Source organism: Thiospirillum jenense (assembly GCF_014145225.1).
Classification (GTDB): Bacteria; Pseudomonadota; Gammaproteobacteria; order Chromatiales; family Chromatiaceae; genus Thiospirillum; species Thiospirillum jenense.
Genome location: NZ_JABVCQ010000003.1, coordinates 83,439 through 97,542, shown reverse-complemented (window position 1 = coordinate 97,542; position 14,104 = coordinate 83,439). Strand labels below are relative to the sequence as shown.

Genomic DNA, 14,104 nt, shown 5'->3' with positions numbered 1-14,104 from the left:
AGGAATACGATGATGGCAAAACGCGAATACTCTTTTTATCCTGGCTGCTCTTCACAAAAAGGGGCATCATCCAGTAATTATCTCGTATCGGCGCAAAGCGTGTGTGCAGAATTAGGCATTCAACTTAATTCAATTCCAGATTGGAATTGTTGCGCAGCTTCTATTGGTTACGCCGGCGGCGGTGAATTACCACGCTTAACCTTGTCGGCACGCAATATCGCATTATCCGAACAACACAATCCCGGGCAACCAATTGTCGCCACTTGTGCGGCATGTTGGTTATCCACTCGTGAAGCCGCTGAACGATTAAAACACGATGCGCAACTCAATGCAGAGGCAAAGCAAGCGCTGGGTGAAGCTGGATTAACCTTGAAAAATGAAACACCGATTAGACACATGGTCGAGGTGTTAATTGAAGATATTGGATATGAAGAATTAAAAGCGAAGGTCAAAAAACCGCTAACCGGTATTAAAGTTGCCGGTTACGTTGGTTGTCAAACCAATCGTCCGTTTGGGATTGCCGGTGAATCCTATGAAAATCCCAAGTACCTAGATAAACTGATTGAAGTTTTAGGTGCTGAGTCGATTCCGACCTATGAAAAAAAGGTGCAGTGTTGCGGTGGTGCATTAGCATTTTCAGAGCCGGAAAAATCCCAAGAAATGATTAAAGGGATTATTGAGGCGGCATACGATCATGGTGCTGATTTAATTGTGACACCTTGCCCGGTGTGTCAAATGAATGTCGAGGTGTATCAAGATCAAATTAACACCACCTATGGCACACAATTCAAGATGCCGGTGGTGTATTATTCAACGCTGATGGCAGTTGCTTATGGGCGTAATGCAAAGGATGCCGCTCTCGGGGGACAAGTCATTCCAGCTAAAAAGTTGGAAGGAATTGCAGGGAAATAAGAACACCCATCCGGTTTTATTTTAGACCGCTTGAGTGACGGCGCATGATTTCGTTCAGATTTTTATTAAACGCAATAAAGATTGTGAGCCGTCATTCAATTAGTTTTACATAACATGTTGTTATCTATAAAACGGCAATTTTTGTTTGTTCATATTGCAAAAACTGGGGGTACCAGTATTCGCGCTGCATTAGAACGTCAGCGTTGGATGGATCCCTGGTATTGGCCAATGGCGGTCTGTGCGCGCTTCAGTCATTGGAGTGGGCATCGAATTGGCACCAAATTGCCGCGTCATGCTAAAGTGGTTTTGGCAAAAGAGTTATTACCACACGACTATTTTGAATCACTATTCAAATTTGCATTTGTGCGTAATCCCTGGGATTTGCAAGTGAGTTCATTCCATCATATTCGCCGCGAACGCCCGCATTATTTAAATGGTCATCAAGAATTCGATGATTTTTTACGTTGGAAATTAAATCCGGCGCGTCCTTATCAATACCACCTTGACACGTCAATTGAATTGCAACGTGATTATTTAATGGATTTGCATGGTCATATTTGCGTGGATTTTATTGGACGTTATGAACAATTAGAAGCCGATTTTGCAACAGTTTGTCAGCATCTTCAATTACCGCAACTCACTTTGCCGCATCGCCGTCAAGCAACAGATCGTGTTAAGGATTATCGTTATTATTACACTGACGATACTGCGGCGTTGGTTGCGCAACACTTTGCATCTGACATTGCGCTGTTTGGCTATCAATTTGATTGAAATAATTAGCGCGGTTTATTCCAGGTATACACGGCGGTTACTGCATAATTCCAGACTGCACCTACAATGATACCAGCAATTGCCGATAGCATCCACCACGAGTGGGCTTGTACCAGATAATTTGCTACCCCGACATTTGCAATTGCCCCCACACTACAGGCAAGAATAAAACTAAACCAGCCACGAATTAATTGTTTACCCCGCAAACGCATATCACGATAGGTGAGTAAATTATTAAAGAAAAAGTTAGTTGTCATTGCAACCAATGTTGCGACTGATTGACCAACAATAAAACTGGTTGCCAGTGATTTGTAAAGTAACCACAACACACATAAATGAATTAAAACACCACTCGCACCAATGAAAATAAAGCTGATAAATCGCACCGGCAACCAATTGCCAGTGAATTTTTGTAGTAACATGAGTAGGTATTCCCACAATACCGCGCTCTCGAGTTTGCTGGTACCGTTTTGGCGGGTGCGGAATTGATAAGGTAATTCTTCAAATCGTAATGTTTCGGGGTGGCTGGCGAATAAATCTAATAATAGTTTGAAGCCAACACCACTGAGTTTGCGCACACTGAGATGAAATACCTCGGCGCGCAACATGAAAAAACCACTCATTGGATCGTGCAGCTTGGCGTGAATAAGTGAGTGTGCAAATTGACTGGCAAATTGACTCATTTTTTGGCGTTGTTTGTTCCATTCACCAACCGTTCCTCCGTTGACATAACGGCTGCCAATAACGATGTCTAATGGTGCTTGTTTTAAACGCATTAGCATAGTTGGCAACAAGTTTTCATCGTGTTGTAAATCGGCATCCATAATGGCTAAAAAGGGTGCAGTTGTCACCAACATTCCTTCAATACAGGCAGATGCTAATCCGCGGCGACCGAGGCGTTGTAATACGCGCACACGAGGATTATGGCAGGCAAGAATACGCACTTGCATTGCTGTCTCATCAGGCGAATCGTCATCAACAATAATTAATTCCCATTCAATTCCAACAAGCGCGTTTTCCAAAGCAGTTATAATTGGTACGACATTGTCAACTTCATTGTAGGTGGGAATAATGACAGCGAGTTCTGGTCGGCAGGTGACAACAGATATGGGGTGCGTAAGATCATTCTTGAACATAGTGAATGACTAATTTTTTATTTAATATGAGAATTTTGCAAGAGGCGTTGTGGGTAGTATACACTCAAAGCCATAAATTAAAGTTTAACAGATATATGACATTGCAGCAATACCAAACATTAAAATTCTGACTTGATAATTATCAAATGTTTTTAACTAAATTTGATATTATGACCGCGTTTCAATAACAATGTTAATAAGGTTCTCATTCAATGCGAATCTAAGAATTGTGCAGGAGAAACTTTTGAATATTATGACTTCTGACTTGGCGCATTTGCGTCATGCTGATACCACGCAAGCATTAGAAGTTGCTGACCGTATTTGGTGGGTGGGACATGTATTACCGAATGATCCTTTTCAATGCCATGTTTATTTACTTGAACAGGGCGATCAATCCGTATTATTTGATCCTGGTTCTCGGCTGACCTTTGCCGGTACATTGGGCAAAATTGAACAGGTAATTCCATTTACTCATATCCGTTATTTCGTTTGTCATCATCAAGACCCCGACATTACTGCCGCATTACCATTGATTGATGACATGACAAATCGTCCTGATGCTTGTATTGTAACGCATTGGCGCGCTCAAGCGTTATTACGGCATTACGGATTAAAACTGCCATTTTGGTTAGTGGATCAGCATGAATGGCGTTTGCAATTACAAGATCGAGAACTTGAATTCATTTTCACGCCGTACGCACATTTTCCTGGTGCAATTTGTAGTTTTGATCGGCGCACTAGGGTACTTTTTTCCAGCGATTTATTTGGAGGTTTTACTCAAACACCAACATTAGTTGCGCAAGACGAATCGCATTTTGAAGCACTGCGTCCATTCCATGAGCATTACATGCCGAGCAATGACATTTTAGGTTATGCATTGACGCAAATTGAACGTTATCCAGTGGAAATTATTTGCTCACAACATGGCTCGATCATTCCGCGTCCATTGATCGGGTTTATGATTGAAAAACTGCGTCATATTAATTGCGGGATTTATCTATTAGTGCAAGACGATACTGATATTCAGCGGTTATCCCGATTAAATGCGACGTTACGCGATATTGCTGAAACCATGTTACTTTATCGTGATTTCCGCGATATTGCGACACGCTTATTAGAATTAGTGCAGCGCAGTCTGCCGGTTGAACGCTTAGATTATTATGCTGCATTATCAGATAGTAATGTATTAGTTTTAAAACGAGAAACTCGGTTTTCAGGAACGATAGAATCATCTATACATTTACCTTATTTTTGTACATTCATCGGGCGTAATCGGGAGGACTGGATTATCATTCACAATGATACCCTTGCAACGCATGGACATTGTTTGCACAACGAATTATTTTGTGTCGATAAAGACGCAGATTCAAATGAACAACAAATCCGTATTCCATTAGTCGGGCATGGTCAGGAACGTATTGATGGCTTTGCCGTGATGACATTGAAAACGTGTATTCCAATTACGCAAGCAGTTATTCAAATTGTGAGTCAAATTGCTGAACCACTGCAAGTTGCATTAGAACGTGAAGTCATTTACCGCATGATTGATATGGAACGTGAACGAGCTTATCAACGTTCAATTCGGGATTCATTGACTGGATTATTCACACGGTTTTATATGCACGACGTTATGACACGCTATTGTAATTTGCATGACCGTGACCGCGATGCAGAAGTGACTGCTATTTTAATAGATATTGACCATTTTAAACGGGTAAATGATACTTATGGGCATGGTGCGGGTGATCGTGTATTACAACAAGTGGGTGTGATCTTGAGCCGTGAAAGCCGGAGTACTGATGTTGTCGTGCGCTATGGGGGAGAAGAATTTATTATATTTGTTGTTGGTAAATCCGATTCCTGTTTATTTGCCGAACGGCTGCGGTTGCGTATTGCCGAACATGCATTTGATATTGATACTAATGCGCCATTACATGTCACGGCTAGTTTTGGCATGGCGCAACGGATACAAACTGAAGTCCTGGAAAACTTAATTCGGCGGGCGGATGAAGCGCTGTATTGCGCTAAAGAAACTGGACGTAATCGGGTTGTAAATGCTAGTAATCCTGTATTAGAAAATCAATAGTTTTACTACTAAAAAACACGCAAAAATAACAGCAAACATGCTTACCCTAATTCAACTATGTTAGTAAAAAAAGATGAAATCTTCGGTTGTCGAAACATCCGCAGAACACATCCAATTATTAGCTGCAATGGGACATGACAAATGGCAATGCTGGCGACGTACTATTTGGTTGTTTGCTAAATATCTGTTTATGGTATTGCTATTAACTATTGCTTTAGCACTGAGTGCGGATTTCTTTATTTCATTTCAAACGCAGTCACAAGTCATGACGCAAATTGAACAAGTACCACCGACGCCAGTTGCATTGGTACTTGGCACTACACGTTGGCATGAAGGGCGACCTAATCAGTATTATCGCGCTCGTATTGAAACAGCGGCGGCGCTTTATCATAGTGGGCGAGTTCGCGGCATTTTAGTCAGTGGTGATAATGCCTCAATTTATTACAACGAACCGCGATTTATGCGCAAAGATTTAATTGCTTTGGGTGTGCCTGACACGGTTATTACATCGGATTACGCCGGTTTTCGTACTCTGGATTCAATTGTCCGTGCAAAAAAAGTATTTGGGTTAGATGAGATAGTGGTGATTAGCCAACGCTTTCATGTCGAGCGGGCATTATTTATTGCGCAGCATGTTGGTATTCGCGCAATTGGTTTGGCGGCACCGAATCCAACAGCGCCGGGTTTAATGAAAACCCGGGTGCGCGAGGTGCCGGCGCGAATAATAGCTGTATTTGATATTATGATTGATCGTCCGCCGCGCTTTCTTGGAGCGGCAGAATCAGTTAAATTACGTTCATTGCCGGATGAGTCGCCAATATCAATACTGCCACCCTAATTTGTGCTTGGTTTATTCACTGAAATCTTTAATAAAGACTGCGATAAAAACACGGTTTAATGGGTTATTTTTAATAGCCATTGCGCAAATCACCCCATAATATTTGCAAGGCGGCAAGTGCAGCCAGCGGCGCGGTTTCAGTGCGTAATATGCGCGGGCCAAGACGGATAGATTGAAAACCAGCTTCGTGCGCGGACATTCGTTCAGCGGGCGTTAAACCGCCCTCGGGTCCAATTAAAATACGAATACAACCTGACGGCGGTGGCGTGAGCGCATCGCACCCTAACGTGGTACGCGGATCAAGCAATAAACTCATTTCGTACTGTTCGGTCAGCCACGTCGCTAACGGTACTGCCGTTGCTAATGTTGGAATACGCCGTCGCCCACTTTGTTCACATGCAGCAATAATAATTCCCCACCAATGTTGCTGACGCTTTTTCAATCGCTGCGCATCTAATTTAATGACACTACGCGCTGTGAATAGTGGCACAAATGCACTGGCGCCCAGTTCCACTGATTTTTGCAAACTATAATCCATTCGTTCGCTTTTAGTGATTCCAAGCCCTAATGCAATGTTTAATGGAGATGGCGGTTCTAATTCACTGCGGTGAATGAGCGTGATTGTAACTGCATGACGGGCAGCAGTGACAATATGACCGCTGTATTCATAGCCGTCGCCATTAAATAACACAACCGCATCGTCAGTGGTTAAACGCAGTACTTGTATTAAATGTCGGGCAGCATTTCCATCTAATACGACTGGTGCTGTGATTGATAATGGCTGGGGTGTGTAAATACGAGTCACTGATAAGACCAAATAGATGATGCAATGAGCGTATGAAAAAAATGCGCAGGGTGACGACAACAATGTAATTAATTTATCATTCAATTACACAATTTTTCTCAATTCATATTCCAAAATTCCCTTGGCACCAGCGGCGCGTAATCGTGGAATTAAATCGCGTACCTCAGCTGCATCTACCACCGTTTCCACTGCCATCCAGCGCCGATCGTATAAATGACTGACGGTTGGCGCATGTAAACTGGGTAATAACGCAACTAAGTCGTCTAAACGGTCGGCCGCAATATTGCATTTTAATGCAACCTTGCGCCTGGCAGTTAATGCTGCTTGTAGCATCAATGCAATTTGGTCAATTTTAGCACGGCGCGTAGGATCATTTAATGCAGTCTTATTGGCAATTAACCTTGTTTCAGTGACTAATAATTCTTCAACAATTCGCAAGCCATGCGCTCGAATTGTGCTGCCTGTTTCGGTGATTTCAACAATGGCATCCACCAATCCCTCAACAACCTTTGCTTCAGTAGCGCCCCAAGAGAATTCAATTTGCGCATCAATACCGTGCATTGCTAAATAACGGCGAGTGAATCCCACTAATTCAGTAGCGATTTTTTTACCCGCTAAATCGGCAATACTGCGAATAGATGAATCCTCTGGTACGGCAAGTACCCAGCGGCTTGGTTGATTAGAAGATTTAGAATATGTTAGAGAACAAACGGTTTCAATTTCGGCTTCGGTTTCGAGTATCCAATCTAATCCAGTTAATCCGACATCTAAAATACCATGTGCAACATAACGCGCCATTTCTTGAGCGCGAACTAATGAACAGCGAATATTTGGATCATTAATAGACGGATAATAATTGCGTGAGTGCGTAATAATACGCCAGCCCGCTTGAGCAAAAAGCGCAAGCGTCGCTTCTTCAAGACTGCCTTTAGGAATGCCTAGTTTTAATAGTGATGGTGACATGGTAATAGTTCACTCCATTGGAAAGATTGATTTTATCGCCAAGGGTTTGCGATTAAATTATCATTACTAAACAAAAACTGTATTTTTTACCTGTACTAAATATTTGATTAAATTTCAAAAGAGCGTTACCAATATTGATTCACGGTTATTAGCTGCCAACAATCATTATGTTATTGATTCTGAGGCGGCGCACTTTCCTGATCTAATTCACATTGATCCAACGTTTTAATATGTTCAAAGTGTTCAATCATTCCTTGTGCGGCTAATGCATGTGATAAAGCTTCAACACGTTGGTCAAGTAAGTGAATATGATCCAACATGCGGTTAATGGCATTTGCCACCGGATCAGGTACATCGCGGGTCGCCCCATAGGCATCAAAACCAATTCGTTTTGCCGTATCCGCACGGCGGCGACTGGTTGCATCATCAGGGCGGTTAATAATACGCCCTGGAATACCGATTACCGTACTCCCTGGGGGGGCGGGTTTGATCACAACAGCATTAGAACCAATACGCACACCGTCGCCTATGTTAATAGGGCCTAATACTTTTGCGCCGGCACCAACTACAACATCATTGCCAAGTGTTGGATGTCGCTTGCCTTTTTGCCAACTGGTGCCTCCGAGTGTTACGCCATGATACAGGGTACAATCATCACCAATTACTGCTGTTTCACCAATCACAACGCCCATGCCATGATCTATAAAAAAACGCCGACCAATTCGCGCCCCCGGATGAATTTCAATACCTGTGAATAATCGCGCTACATTCGATAAAACACGCGCTAACCATTTAAATCCTGTTTGCCATAAATAGTGTGAAATGCGATGAACAAAGACGGCGTGTAAACCGGGATAAGTGGTTATTATTTCAAAAAGATTGCGCGCTGCCGGATCGCGTTCAAAAACACAGGCAATTTCTTCACGAAAACGATTGAATACATCAAAAACAGGCATATAGTGTTAGATTAACGTCAGTGAGCTTATGAGTTGGTATTTACCAGCAGTGTGATTGTAAATAGACATTGCAATGAGTTTAGCCGCCGTTTTGATAGCAAATGCTGCCATTAAAATCACTGCTTTCATTAGGTTAAAACAGAATAATTTACGCATTTAGTGCCGAGTTGTTGAATCAATGGCTGAATAGCTGACGACAGCGTTTCATGGCAAATAATAATTCGGGTGTATTGCGTTGGATCAACATTGTATAGATAATTTGGAATGCCTTCACTATAGTTATCTGCGAAAATTAAACGGCGTTGAATAGCTGCACCAATTAAAATGGGAGAGCGCGTGGTTGCTTGAATGCTCACAACGTAACCGCGCTGTTCTAATGCTAATCCAAGCCGAAATGCCATGTGCATGAATTCACCTGTGCCTAATAGCAATACCGCTGTATTAGGGGGTAAATCCGCAGTTAATAAATTTAATTCTGTGTCTGATAAAATCACCGCTCGGTTAATACCAAATCTTCCATAATGTTGTGCAATAGCTTGATCTTGCTGTGCATCATAACCAGTCGCATTCGGTGCAAATTGATATGGCTGATGTAATGTTGGCTGAAACCTAAATTCACCCGATAATGCTGTCACAAAACGTACGGGGAGACCGAGTTGATTTGACCAGTGTTCGGCGGTGTCAAGACCACTAAAATTGGTAATTGTAACACAGGTTATTCGGGTTAAACATGAGTTATGCGTACGATACAGATTAATTAAATTGAATAGCGTTGTGCCGGTACTTATTTCATCATCAATAATGACTAACTCACGAGCGTTGTTGAATAAACGCAAATGCGGGGGTGTGATTGGTTGATAAAGAAAATGGGTTGGCGCATGGCAATGTGGTTCTTGGAATGCAAAATGCGGACGTTCTGGCAATAGATAGCGGGTGCTGTGAATAAATAATGCTTGTAAATTAGGTTGTTGGTTCAGTGCTGCTTCAAAAATCCCTTGACCTAATCCGGTTGCTGTTTCGGCTAATGCAATAAATAAACATGGTTGCTGTAGGTCAGTTAATTTCGCAGCTAATAATTCATGCAATTGTTGCATTTGATTTGGGGATGACGGCAGATGCTTGCCTAATACCTTGCTGACAAATAAAAAACCACGTTTTGGGTTTGCCCGTGCCGCAAAGCCGCAGAGTGTGTTTAATGGCCAGTCTGCATCATACACCGTCACGCTGAGGCGCCCAGTTAATAATTCAATATCGTGCTGTTCAATTGGCATGGCAGGCAATATGTTTTATTATGCTGTGAGCCAAAAGGTGACGGGGCCGTCATTGATTAAACTGACCTGCATATCTGCACCAAAGCGCCCGGTAGCAATTGGTGCGTGTTGACTGGTTGCATATTGGCAGGTTAATTCAAATAAACGGGCGCCTAATTCAGGTGAGGCGGCGGTGGTAAAACTTGGGCGATTGCCCCGATCGGTGGCTGCGGCAAGGGTGAATTGCGGCACCAATAATAAACCGCCGCCCGTGTTACGCAAGCTAAGATTCATGCGTCCGGCGTCGTCGGGGAATACGCGATAATTCAGCAACCGCTCTAATAAACGCATGGCATTTGCTTCGTTATCATTTGGCTGTACAGCGATGAACACAAGTAATCCATGACCAATTGTGCCGACGCAGTACCCGGCGATTTCCACTTGTGCGCGGGTGACACGTTGTAATAAACCTATCATCGTTGTTGGAAGTGTATATTTATTCCCCTAACCGCGCCCATATCTGCGCTGGTTTATTAAAAGCGCCGGATTCGTGGGCTTGCATCAAACCAAAACTTAATAATCCACCGATGACCAGTGTGAGTGAAACGGTGGCGGCTGGTGCTTCAAGAAGTGAGAAGATTAATAAACTAAACCCGGCAATGAGTTCGGCTAAACCGCAGCGCCACCAGCGTTTTTGATTGTTATTGGAAGTGTGTAAACGCGCTTTTGGTGTGCGAATAAAGTCGCTGCGAAAACCAATCATGGCTTCAAAACCCGCACGGGCATTTGAGAGCAATAAGCCGGCAGTTAATACCATTGCGATGAGGGCATCGCGGAGTACACTTAATTTTGGTTCACCGCGGCCGCCGAGTAATAAGACGGCAATGGGTCCAATTAATCCAACACCACTGGTGATGAGTGCAACAGCGGTTAAAACATAGCCTGGTGTCATGTTGCCCGCAATGAATGGTAGACCGAGTAATAAACATAAAATGCCAAATAAAAATGCTAATGGTTGAATTAATTGCAAGGTAATCATAAGTCGTTGCCAGTGGAATAGGCGGGGGCTGCTCCAGACGGCGGGTAATAATTTAATGCCACATTGGGCAAAGCCTTTTGTCCAGCGGAATTGTTGGGTGCGCCAGGCGCGGGGTGAGGTGGGGAGCACACCCGGCACGACTAGATCGCTGAGGTAGGCGGCGCGCCAGCCGTGTAGCCGTGCGCGGAGGCTGAGGTCGAGGTCTTCGGTGAGCGTGTCGCCGTGCCAGCCGCCGGCGCTGTTGATGGCGGTACGGCGCCACACGCCGCAGGTGCCGTTGAAGGGGGCGGGTAATCCGAGGCTGTCACGCGCTTCTTGTTCGACGCGGAAGTGTCCGTCTAGCAGGCGGGCTTGGGCGCGGGTGAGTAGGCTGTGATCACGGTTGGCATGTCCCCAGCGGGTTTGAACGTAGGCCAAATCTGTATTTGCCAATAGTACGCCGACGGTGCGCTGGAGGAAGTCGGGTGGTGGTTGAAAATCGGCGTCAAAAATGGCGACGTAGGCGGCGGTTGAGCGGCGCAGCCCGGCTGCTAGTGCGCCCGCTTTGAATGCGGTGCGTTTGCGGCGATGCAGTAGTTCGACGTGAAATCCGGCGTGTTTGACCGCTGCCACCGCCCGGCGGCTGGTGATGAGCGAGTCGTCGGTGCTGTCGTCTAGCACCTGAATCCATAATTTGTCACGCGGCCAGTCGAGGGCGGTGACCGCGGTGAGAATTTGTGTCACTAATTCTCCCTCATTAAATAAAGGGAGCTGCACCAACACGTCCGGATAATTGGTCAGTGGGGACGCGGGGATCAGGCGGGGCGGACTTGGTAACCATGATGGGCGGTGCGTTGACCAGCGCGCCAGTGCCAATAGTCCCAAGTGTGCCGACATGACCGCGAGCATGGCGAGGCTGACTGTCAATAAAAACTCAACGAGCAATTCTAAAGCAACCATGTCGTGCTGTTTCCTGAAAGAGTAAAAGGGAAATATTGATGATGGGATCTTGACCAGCGGGCAGGCATATAGCGGGTTAGTTTAACCGATGTGTTGTGTCAGGTGCGCTCATAATGTGTGCAATATGTAGTGCTGCCGGTCTAAAATGGTGCTGGCAGCGCAGCGGGACACACGATTGGCATGACAGTGTATGGCGGTTAGTGTGGGTAGTGGTGCATTTTAACAGTTGACCTCGTGCGCCTGAGCATATAGACTGAATAGCTCATTTTGGAGGGGTTCCCGAGCGGTCAAAGGGATCAGACTGTAAATCTGACGGCTCAGCCTTCGGAGGTTCGAATCCTCCCCCCTCCACCAAATAATTGTTGGCGTATTAGAGCTTGTCGCGGGTGTAGTTCAAAGGTAGAACCTCAGCCTTCCAAGCTGATGGCGTGGGTTCGATTCCCATCACCCGCTCCAACTTCCCTTGTGCAATCAAGCGCTTCCATTCGGCACATTGACTGCCCATGTAGCTCAGATGGTAGAGCACACCCTTGGTAAGGGTGAGGTCATCGGTTCGATTCCGATCATGGGCTCCAATTTTAATCGCACCGTGTCACTGAACATTATGCGATTATTCGTTTTAGTTTATTAGATACCAAAAGATTTTAGTTTGCGGAGAACGCATTTATGTCTAAAGAAAAATTTGAGCGCAAAAAACCGCATGTCAATGTTGGCACGATTGGTCATGTTGATCACGGTAAAACGACATTAACTGCTGCAATTACCGTGACGCAGTCAAAAAAGTTTGGTGGCGAAGCGCGGGCTTATGACCAAATCGATAATGCACCTGAAGAACGCGAGCGCGGTATTACCATTGCAACAGCGCATGTCGAATACGAAACTGCAAATCGCCATTACGCACATGTGGATTGTCCGGGACATGCTGACTACGTCAAAAACATGATTACCGGTGCTGCGCAAATGGACGGTGCTATTTTAGTCGTTTCGGCGGCGGATGGACCCATGCCTCAAACACGCGAACATATTCTATTATCTCGCCAAGTCGGTGTGCCTTATATCGTGGTTTATTTAAATAAAGCCGATATGGTGGATGATGCTGAATTATTAGAGTTGGTGGAAATGGAAGTGCGGGAAATGCTGTCAAGCTATGATTTCCCCGGCGACGATACACCAGTTGTCACTGGCTCGGCTAAAATGGCATTGGATGGCGATACTTCTGAATTAGGAACGCAGTCTATTGAACGCTTAATGGATGCGCTAGATAGCTATATCCCGCAGCCAGAACGGGCGATTGATGGCGCTTTTTTAATGCCTATTGAAGACGTGTTTTCCATTTCAGGACGCGGCACAGTTGTAACTGGTCGGGTGGAACGTGGCATTGTTAAAGTTGGTGAAGAAGTTGCCATTGTTGGCTTGCGTGACACCGTGAAAACGACCTGTACCGGCGTTGAAATGTTCCGTAAATTGCTCGATCAAGGGCAGGCAGGCGATAATATCGGTGTGCTATTGCGCGGTGTTAAACGTGATGATGTGGAACGTGGACAGGTATTAGCAAAGCCAAATAGCATTACGCCACATACGCATTTTGAGGCTGAAGTGTATGTGTTAGGTAAAGAAGAAGGTGGGCGCCATACACCATTTTTTAATGGTTATCGTCCGCAGTTTTATTTCCGTACTACTGACGTTACAGGTGCCTGTGAGTTGCCGGAAGGCATTGAAATGGTCATGCCCGGCGATAATGTCAAAATGACTATTAAATTGATTGCGCCAATTGCAATGGAAGAAGGGCTGCGCTTCGCGGTACGCGAAGGCGGGCGCACTGTTGGGGCGGGTGTGGTTGCGAAGGTGATTGCCTAATCAATCATAAAATGACGTGTTGGTTGTCAAATTGATTGATAACAGGACGTCATGAATTTTTAGGCCAGTAGCTCAATTGGCAGAGCGGCGGTCTCCAAAACCGCAGGTTGGGGGTTCGATTCCCTCCTGGCCTGCCATATAACTCCGATAATTTCAGATAACACCTAATCTAATGAATATTCGAGCCGAGACTGGTGAAACTAGTCTGGACACGGTCAAACTCGTAGCAGCGATAATGGTTGTCATTATTGGTATCTGGGGGTTTTATTTTTTTGCAGACTATTCTCTGTTGTTGCGGGTGGTTGCATTGTTGGTTTTTGCCTCGGGTGCAACGGCACTGGCACTCACTACTGAAATAGGGCAGCAGATGTGGCGGTTTGCAGTCGATGCTCGGGTCGAGGTGCGCAAAGTTATTTGGCCAACTCGTCAAGAGACATTTCAGACAACATTGATTGTTTCAATCATGGTGCTGATACTGGGTGTTTTATTGTGGCTATTTGATATGATGTTGATGGCCATTTTGCGCTTACTGACTGGGCATGGGGGATAACG

At 44.9% G+C, this 14,104-nt stretch carries 13 protein-coding genes and 4 tRNA genes; 10 read left to right on the top strand and 7 right to left on the bottom strand.

What is annotated here, in order from left to right; all coding sequences use genetic code 11:
* Window positions 1-9 precede the first annotated feature (9 nt).
* Both HUK38_RS01990 and HUK38_RS01985 read left to right on the top strand, forming a co-directional pair.
* On the top strand, window positions 10-912 hold the full coding sequence (locus HUK38_RS01990; protein ID WP_238787354.1) for a CoB--CoM heterodisulfide reductase iron-sulfur subunit B family protein: 903 nt from the start codon (window positions 10-12) through the stop codon (window positions 910-912).
* A gap of 114 nt (window positions 913-1,026) precedes the next feature.
* The gene (locus HUK38_RS01985; protein WP_182582108.1) at window positions 1,027-1,683 is read left to right on the top strand and encodes a sulfotransferase family 2 domain-containing protein; all 657 of its coding nucleotides are present in this window, start codon (window positions 1,027-1,029) and stop codon (window positions 1,681-1,683) included.
* A 5-nt stretch (window positions 1,684-1,688) separates the two neighbouring features.
* Here HUK38_RS01985 and HUK38_RS01980 read toward each other — a convergent pair whose 3' ends face one another.
* Window positions 1,689-2,819 carry a glycosyltransferase gene (locus HUK38_RS01980; protein ID WP_182582107.1) on the bottom strand — a complete coding sequence of 377 codons (1,131 nt, stop codon included), beginning with the start codon at window positions 2,817-2,819 and terminating at the stop codon, window positions 1,689-1,691.
* 253 nt (window positions 2,820-3,072) lie between these two features.
* Between HUK38_RS01980 and HUK38_RS01975 the strand changes: the two genes are divergently transcribed.
* Window positions 3,073-4,905 (top strand): oxygen-binding di-iron domain-containing protein, encoded by a 1,833-nt coding sequence (locus tag HUK38_RS01975; RefSeq protein ID WP_182582106.1) that lies wholly within the window; start codon window positions 3,073-3,075, stop codon window positions 4,903-4,905.
* A 73-nt stretch (window positions 4,906-4,978) separates the two neighbouring features.
* Window positions 4,979-5,743 carry a SanA/YdcF family protein gene (locus tag HUK38_RS01970; RefSeq protein WP_182582105.1) on the top strand — a complete coding sequence of 255 codons (765 nt, stop codon included), beginning with the start codon at window positions 4,979-4,981 and terminating at the stop codon, window positions 5,741-5,743.
* 70 nt (window positions 5,744-5,813) lie between these two features.
* Here HUK38_RS01970 and HUK38_RS01965 read toward each other — a convergent pair whose 3' ends face one another.
* The 6 genes from HUK38_RS01965 to HUK38_RS01940 all read right to left on the bottom strand — a co-directional run bounded on the left by HUK38_RS01965 (window position 5,814) and on the right by HUK38_RS01940 (window position 11,695).
* Window positions 5,814-6,548: a 16S rRNA (uracil(1498)-N(3))-methyltransferase gene (locus HUK38_RS01965; protein WP_182582104.1), complete on the bottom strand. Its 735-nt coding sequence runs from the start codon at window positions 6,546-6,548 to the stop codon at window positions 5,814-5,816.
* Window positions 6,549-6,632: 84 nt separating this feature from the next.
* Window positions 6,633-7,511 carry an ATP phosphoribosyltransferase gene (gene hisG / locus HUK38_RS01960; protein ID WP_182582103.1) on the bottom strand — a complete coding sequence of 293 codons (879 nt, stop codon included), beginning with the start codon at window positions 7,509-7,511 and terminating at the stop codon, window positions 6,633-6,635.
* A 170-nt stretch (window positions 7,512-7,681) separates the two neighbouring features.
* Window positions 7,682-8,467, bottom strand: a complete 786-nt coding sequence (cysE, locus tag HUK38_RS01955; protein ID WP_182582102.1) for a serine O-acetyltransferase — start codon at window positions 8,465-8,467, stop codon at window positions 7,682-7,684.
* A gap of 128 nt (window positions 8,468-8,595) precedes the next feature.
* Complete coding sequence (locus HUK38_RS01950) at window positions 8,596-9,738, bottom strand: phosphoribosyltransferase domain-containing protein (protein ID WP_182582161.1); 1,143 nt, start codon at window positions 9,736-9,738, stop codon at window positions 8,596-8,598.
* 18 nt (window positions 9,739-9,756) lie between these two features.
* Window positions 9,757-10,194 carry a D-aminoacyl-tRNA deacylase gene (dtd, locus tag HUK38_RS01945; protein ID WP_182582101.1) on the bottom strand — a complete coding sequence of 146 codons (438 nt, stop codon included), beginning with the start codon at window positions 10,192-10,194 and terminating at the stop codon, window positions 9,757-9,759.
* A gap of 19 nt (window positions 10,195-10,213) precedes the next feature.
* Window positions 10,214-11,695 (bottom strand): glycosyltransferase, encoded by a 1,482-nt coding sequence (locus HUK38_RS01940; protein WP_182582100.1) that lies wholly within the window; start codon window positions 11,693-11,695, stop codon window positions 10,214-10,216.
* 269 nt (window positions 11,696-11,964) lie between these two features.
* On the opposite strand from HUK38_RS01940, the gene HUK38_RS01935 reads away from it, so the two are divergent.
* From HUK38_RS01935 to secE, 6 genes are all read left to right on the top strand, one after another.
* Window positions 11,965-12,049, top strand: a tRNA-Tyr gene (locus HUK38_RS01935).
* A gap of 28 nt (window positions 12,050-12,077) precedes the next feature.
* A tRNA-Gly gene (locus tag HUK38_RS01930) sits at window positions 12,078-12,151 on the top strand.
* A 43-nt stretch (window positions 12,152-12,194) separates the two neighbouring features.
* Window positions 12,195-12,270: transfer RNA gene (locus HUK38_RS01925), tRNA-Thr, on the top strand.
* 91 nt (window positions 12,271-12,361) lie between these two features.
* Window positions 12,362-13,552 carry an elongation factor Tu gene (tuf, locus tag HUK38_RS01920; RefSeq protein ID WP_182582099.1) on the top strand — a complete coding sequence of 397 codons (1,191 nt, stop codon included), beginning with the start codon at window positions 12,362-12,364 and terminating at the stop codon, window positions 13,550-13,552.
* A gap of 61 nt (window positions 13,553-13,613) precedes the next feature.
* A tRNA-Trp gene (locus HUK38_RS01915) sits at window positions 13,614-13,689 on the top strand.
* 35 nt (window positions 13,690-13,724) lie between these two features.
* Window positions 13,725-14,102 carry a preprotein translocase subunit SecE gene (secE, locus tag HUK38_RS01910; protein ID WP_182582098.1) on the top strand — a complete coding sequence of 126 codons (378 nt, stop codon included), beginning with the start codon at window positions 13,725-13,727 and terminating at the stop codon, window positions 14,100-14,102.
* Window positions 14,103-14,104 lie beyond the last annotated feature (2 nt).

Excerpts from the sequence above, each read along its gene's own strand:
- HUK38_RS01970 (WP_182582105.1), top strand. The coding sequence starts at position 4,979 with ATGAAATCTTCGGTTGTCGAAACATCCGCAGAACACATCCAATTATTA.
- HUK38_RS01950 (WP_182582161.1), bottom strand. The coding sequence starts at position 9,738 with ATGCCAATTGAACAGCACGATATTGAATTATTAACTGGGCGCCTCAGC.
- HUK38_RS01940 (WP_182582100.1), bottom strand. The coding sequence starts at position 11,695 with ATGGTTGCTTTAGAATTGCTCGTTGAGTTTTTATTGACAGTCAGCCTC.
- hisG (WP_182582103.1), bottom strand. The coding sequence starts at position 7,511 with ATGTCACCATCACTATTAAAACTAGGCATTCCTAAAGGCAGTCTTGAA.
- HUK38_RS01985 (WP_182582108.1), top strand. The coding sequence starts at position 1,027 with ATGTTGTTATCTATAAAACGGCAATTTTTGTTTGTTCATATTGCAAAA.
- cysE (WP_182582102.1), bottom strand. The coding sequence starts at position 8,467 with ATGCCTGTTTTTGATGTATTCAATCGTTTTCGTGAAGAAATTGCCTGT.
- HUK38_RS01975 (WP_182582106.1), top strand. The coding sequence starts at position 3,073 with ATGACTTCTGACTTGGCGCATTTGCGTCATGCTGATACCACGCAAGCA.
- HUK38_RS01980 (WP_182582107.1), bottom strand. The coding sequence starts at position 2,819 with ATGTTCAAGAATGATCTTACGCACCCCATATCTGTTGTCACCTGCCGA.
- secE (WP_182582098.1), top strand. The coding sequence starts at position 13,725 with ATGAATATTCGAGCCGAGACTGGTGAAACTAGTCTGGACACGGTCAAA.
- HUK38_RS01990 (WP_238787354.1), top strand. The coding sequence starts at position 10 with ATGATGGCAAAACGCGAATACTCTTTTTATCCTGGCTGCTCTTCACAA.
- dtd (WP_182582101.1), bottom strand. The coding sequence starts at position 10,194 with ATGATAGGTTTATTACAACGTGTCACCCGCGCACAAGTGGAAATCGCC.
- tuf (WP_182582099.1), top strand. The coding sequence starts at position 12,362 with ATGTCTAAAGAAAAATTTGAGCGCAAAAAACCGCATGTCAATGTTGGC.